This is a genomic window from Candidatus Anoxymicrobium japonicum (assembly GCA_002843005.1).
GTDB classification, from domain to species: domain Bacteria; phylum Actinomycetota; class Geothermincolia; order Fen-727; family Anoxymicrobiaceae; genus Anoxymicrobium; species Anoxymicrobium japonicum.
The window spans coordinates 1-3,437 of sequence record PHEX01000105.1 but is presented as its reverse complement, the minus strand read 5'-3'; the positions used below and the strand labels follow the sequence as shown (position 1 = coordinate 3,437).

The following is a 3,437-nucleotide window of genomic DNA, read 5'->3' as shown; positions in this document are numbered from 1 at the left end:
GGCACAAAGCGACCGTCGCGGCCTGCGCTACCGGCTTGACGGGCACCTCATCACCAGCGACCCGGATGATCGCTACCCAACCGAGTTTGAAAGCGTGCTATCGCCCGTTCCCGGGCTTGATGGCGTGTTTCGCTGATTTTCCACAATGGATTTCCGACCATGAACAGCTATAAAGCCCCGCAACGTGACATGCAATTCGCCTTGTTCGACGTGCTTGGCGTACAGGCGCTGTACGACCGCCTGGGCTTTGCCAGTGCGCAGCGCGATGTGCTCGATGCCGTGCTCGAAGAAGCCGCGCGATTTACCGAGCAGGTGCTGGCGCCGCTCAATCATGCCGGCGATGCCGAAGGCTGCGTCTACGACAAGGCCAGCGGCGCGGTGTCGGCACCCAAGGGCTTCAAGCAGGCGTATCTGCAGTTCGTCGAAGGAGGCTGGAACGGGCTGACTGCCGATGAAGCATACGGCGGGCAGGGCCTGCCCGAATCGTTCGGGGTGGCACTCAAGGAAATGATCGACGCCGCCAACCTCGCCTGGGGCAACTACCCGCTGCTTTCGCATGGCGCTACCGAAGCGCTGAAACATCATGGCGAAGACTGGCAAAAAGACGTGTTTCTGCGCGCCATCGTCGATGGCCGTTGGACCGGCACCATGTGCCTGACCGAGCCGCATTGCGGTTCTGATCTTGGTCTGCTCAAGACCCGCGCCGAACCGCAAGCTGACGGCAGCTATGCGGTTACCGGCACCAAGATATTCATCACCGCCGGCGAACACGATTTCACCGACAACATCGTGCATCTGGTGCTGGCGCGGCTGCCCGATGCCCCGCCCGGAACCAAGGGCATTTCCACCTTCATCGTGCCCAAACGCAAGGTTGCGCGCGACGGCAGCGTCGGCGATGGCAATGCGGTGCGCTGCGGCGCCATCGAACACAAGATGGGCATCCACGGCTCGGCTACCTGCGTGATGAACTTCGACGGTGCGCAGGGCTACCTGATCGGCCCGGCCAACAAGGGCCTGTCGGTGATGTTTACGATGATGAACAGCGCCCGCCTTTCCGTCGGTATCCAGGGCCTTGGCCTGATCGACCGCGCTTACCAGAATGCGCTGGCCTATACCCGTGATCGCCTGCAGATGCGTTCACTGTCCGGCCCCAAGTTCCCCGACAAGCCGGCCGACCCGCTGATCGTGCATCCCGATGTGCGGCGCATGCTGTTGACCTGCAAGGCCTTTGCCGAGGGCGGCCGGCTGTTGGCCTATCACGCGGCGACCCTGCTCGATGTGATCGAACACAGCAACGATGCCGAGGAGCGCAAACGCGCTGATGAGTTGCTCAGCTTTCTCACCCCGGTGGTCAAGGCCTGCCTGACCGAATGGAGCATCGAAAGTACCTACAACGCGCTGCAATGCTTCGGTGGCCACGGCTATGTGCGCGAATGGGGCATGGAACAACTCAGCCGCGACGCGCGCATCACCACCATTTACGAGGGCACCACCCAGATCCAGGCACTGGACTTGCTCGGCCGCAAAATACTGCAAACGCAAGGGCCGGGGCTGCGTCAGTTCGGCGCGCTGATCGAGGCGTTCTGCACCGAACATGCCGGCAATCCGGCGCTGGCGGAGTTCATCGGCCCGTTGGCAGAAAAGGCCAAAGAGCTGGCAACGCTGACCATGGAAATCGGTGGCAAGGCCGCCCGCGACCCCGAAGAAGTTGGTGCCGCAGCAGTCGATTACCTGTTCCATACCGGCTACGTGGTGTTGGCCTACTGGTGGGCGCGCGCGGTGGCGGTCAGCGCAGCCGGCGATTATCCGGAGGCCTTCAAAACGGCCAAACGCGACACCGCACGCTTCTATTTTGCGCGCATCCTGCCACGCACCTTGAACCACGCCGCCGGCATCCGCGCTGGCGCGGCCAGCCTGCTGGCGCTGGATGCCGACAACTTCGATAGCTGAGTTGCCGCGTGGCATCCACGGTGTGACAGTTTCCGGTGTGGCGATGATCCCGGTCGGCCACAGCTTGTATGTTCAAACCGGCGTACTTCAGGGCGTTTGTGGGAGCGCGCCTTGCGCGCGAAGCTGTCGCACAATTATTCGCCGGCAGGCCGGCTCCCACTGCAGCACGGATTGGCACCAGCAGAAACACCGTTGCTCCTGCTAATGCCCCCTGCAGGAGCCCACCCTGTGGGCGACCAATTCTGCGAACCCGGGCAACGCGTCGTACCATCATGACGCAACTGACAGCGACGGCCTTACTCTGGCGCCACCACGCTATAGCCACGCTCACCCAACGCCACCAGGTATCCGTCGTCGCCCAGCAGACTGTTGATCGGCATCACCGCAACCGTCGTTTCATTCTTGAGCAACGCCGCATCGGCCGCCTGCAGCCAGCGCACACGCAATTGCTCGCGCAGATCAGCCATGCCCTGCTTTTCGGCAATTGCGGTTGCCAACACGGCATCGCCGCAAACGCTGCGCTCATCCGGATGCGGCAACGCAATCAGCGCCGGCACATCACCAACCGCCCAGGCGTTGGCGCGCGCCTTCATGTTGCCCATGTCGGTTTCCAGCCGCTCCAGCGTCGCCGCAAAACAGGCTTCGTCATCGAGCGTTGTTTTTGCAAACTCCTTCAGCGTGGCCTTGGGATTGGCAATTTCGATGGTCACCATCGGCACGGTAATGGGAACCTTGTTGCGCTTGGCGGATTTGCGCAACACCGGCCAGACCCGGTTCTTTTCGCTCAATGCATTGTCATCCAGCGCTTCTTCGTACAGCGTGGTCGCAGCCATGATCGGCCGTCGCTTTTCCACCGATTTGTTGCGTCCCAGATAGCGTTTTTTCAAAACCAGCCAGCGCTGGTACAACGCATCCGACACATGCTCCTGCAACGGTTTGCCATCGGGGTTGTTGCGTGCACGCAGCGCGGTTGGAATCAGTGCCAGACGACCAAAGAAGCCGACATCGGCGGTTACAGTTACCGAGGGTTGCGCCAACAACTCCTGTGATCGCGCGACCAACCGCTCAACCTTGCCCGACTCCCACTGCATGCGTTTGGGCAATGGCGACAGCGTGCCCAGTATCCACAGGTCGTGATCGCCGTTGCTGACGCGCCACATGCCCGGCCCGGGCTGATTGCCGCTGACAACAAGCGTTTCCATGCGTGTGGTTGTCGGTTCAGGCGAAATTGGCTCTGCCATGTCCTGGGCCGAGGCATTGCCCAGCACAAATGCGAGCGCGGCCGAGAAAAAAACGAGTGCTTTCATTGAACGGGCTCCTGATTGATACATCACTATCCACTGTGAAAAGTCGACGCCAGCGAGTTCGTCCATTTCACCATGATTTCGCACATTATTGCCTGACTCTGCATGCAGACAGTTGCGCATTTGTGCCAGTTCGGTAGTCTTGCAGTTGAGCGATGCAAATGCTCAGCCCAACTAACCCAA

Annotated in this window: 2 protein-coding genes; one reads left to right on the top strand and one right to left on the bottom strand. The window is 61.0% G+C overall.

The genetic code is table 11. The features are described from left to right. Nucleotides 1–159: 159 nt before the first annotated feature. Nucleotides 160–1,950, top strand: coding sequence for an acyl-CoA dehydrogenase (locus tag CVT63_08095; GenBank protein PKQ27422.1), 1,791 nt, complete (start codon nucleotides 160–162; stop codon nucleotides 1,948–1,950). Nucleotides 1,951–2,246: 296 nt separating this feature from the next. On the opposite strand, the gene CVT63_08090 is transcribed toward CVT63_08095, so the two are convergent. Next, complete coding sequence (locus CVT63_08090) at nucleotides 2,247–3,377, bottom strand: TraB/GumN family protein (protein PKQ27421.1); 1,131 nt, start codon at nucleotides 3,375–3,377, stop codon at nucleotides 2,247–2,249. Nucleotides 3,378–3,437 lie beyond the last annotated feature (60 nt).

Excerpts from the sequence above, each read along its gene's own strand:
- CVT63_08095 (PKQ27422.1), top strand. The coding sequence starts at position 160 with ATGAACAGCTATAAAGCCCCGCAACGTGACATGCAATTCGCCTTGTTC.
- CVT63_08090 (PKQ27421.1), bottom strand. The coding sequence starts at position 3,377 with ATGCGCAACTGTCTGCATGCAGAGTCAGGCAATAATGTGCGAAATCAT.